Here is a 1,436-nt window from a genome sequence, read left to right on the forward strand (position 1 = left end):
CGGCGCACCGCCCTCGTTCGTGAGGCGTATATAGTCGCCACCAACCAAAACTGTCAACACCGATCTCAGATGTTTTTTCGATTTTTCGCGGAGATATCCACTGGGCCGAAATTCGTGAGTTGGCTAGGCTGAGTTTCCGCGCCGCTTTCCGCGGTTGGTCACGCCTGGGATACTCGCCTCAGACCCCATGCCGAGCATACTTCGCTTTGAAAAACTGGCGTCCCCAAAACGGCCACCGAACGCGCTCGAGCGGCTTTCAACGCCGATTCTCCAGCAATTCCGGTGTTGATGTTTCGGCCCGCGTAGAAGATGCCCAGGATCAGCACCTGCTCGCCCTCGACCGCGAAGGCAATGCTGATCCACCGCCGGCAGCCAACAATCCGCAGCCCAGGCATGATCGCGATCCGCTCAGCGCCTCGCAGTGGAAAAGTCGACAAGCCCAGACAATGATCGCGGATACCAGTGATAAAATTCCACACAATCGTCGGGACGCCCCGTTCGGCTATGTCGTCATGGAATTTTCGAGTTCGGCTTGTGCCACGGGATGAAAGACAATCCGGTATCCCATTCCCAACTGGCTTTCGCCTGCTTCGCGCGATGGCGTGCTTCAAGCTCGGAAGAGACCGTTTCGGCTGGAGTTCCCTTCGTCGAATCCTGCTGGAGCTCGGCCAGACGCGCGGGAATTTTCTCGCACAGCCACTTTCCCCTTCCGCCTCGAAATCCTCGAGTATGCGCAGGCCGGCACGGGCAACCTCACTGGCATTGTTGTAGCGGCCGAACTCGAGCTGCTTCCTGATGAAGCTCTCACAGTGCCCGTTCAAAGCGCAGTTGGGCATGGCGACCTCCTGGGGGAGATCATGCGTCGAGCGTCATTGATGACAATAAATAGCGATAGCTGGCAATCCACTGCCGATTCGGCGACGCTTCATCATCATGACCCGCCAAGCGGTATCGCCTCGGTCCCGATTCGGCGGAATTGGACTACCGATTGGGGCAGCACCACGCGATCGAGGGTCTCGGTGCGAGCGGAGGCCGCAGATCCTGTTATTCACCATCCAAAGCGTGTGAGGAAGCCGGCTGAGTAGAGCCCAACCGGCTAATCTGTTCATGCTTGGCGACCAATCGATCTTGAACCTGACCATCCCTCCATGGTCTTCACTGATTTGATTTTTGTCCGCGGCATCGGCGTCGCCTCTTTTGCGGGCCCTGAACAGGATTGGATCGACGCTCCATGGTGATTCGCATACGCAACGGTCCGCCGACTTGGAGCCTGGCGGCTGTCTTTTTGATTTGGTTTTGGGGGGGGATTTGATTTTTGTCCGGGTCGCCGGCTTGGTCTGCTTGGGGCGGTCAGGCCGGATCCAAGGGGGCTCTTATCCGAATGCAAAACGGCCCGCCAAGCTTTGAGCCTGGCGGGCCGTTTTGGGTAAGTTTGG

General features: G+C 57.9%; 1 protein-coding gene and 1 pseudogene. Both read right to left on the reverse strand.

What is annotated here, in order from left to right; genetic code table 11:
• Positions 1–158 precede the first annotated feature (158 nt).
• Positions 159–395: a hypothetical protein gene (locus tag FJ434_RS30425; protein ID WP_181166792.1), complete on the reverse strand. Its 237-nt coding sequence runs from the start codon at positions 393–395 to the stop codon at positions 159–161.
• A gap of 115 nt (positions 396–510) precedes the next feature.
• A pseudogene (locus FJ434_RS29630) lies at positions 511–836 on the reverse strand (type II toxin-antitoxin system ParD family antitoxin).
• Positions 837–1,436 lie beyond the last annotated feature (600 nt).

Origin of the sequence: Mesorhizobium sp. B2-5-13 (assembly GCF_006440535.1) — a bacterium.
GTDB classification, from domain to species: domain Bacteria; phylum Pseudomonadota; class Alphaproteobacteria; order Rhizobiales; family Rhizobiaceae; genus Mesorhizobium; species Mesorhizobium salmacidum.

Bases quoted from the DNA above. Each gene is read 5' to 3' on its own strand.
- FJ434_RS30425 (WP_181166792.1), bottom strand. From the start codon at position 395: ATGCCTGGGCTGCGGATTGTTGGCTGCCGGCGGTGGATCAGCATTGCC.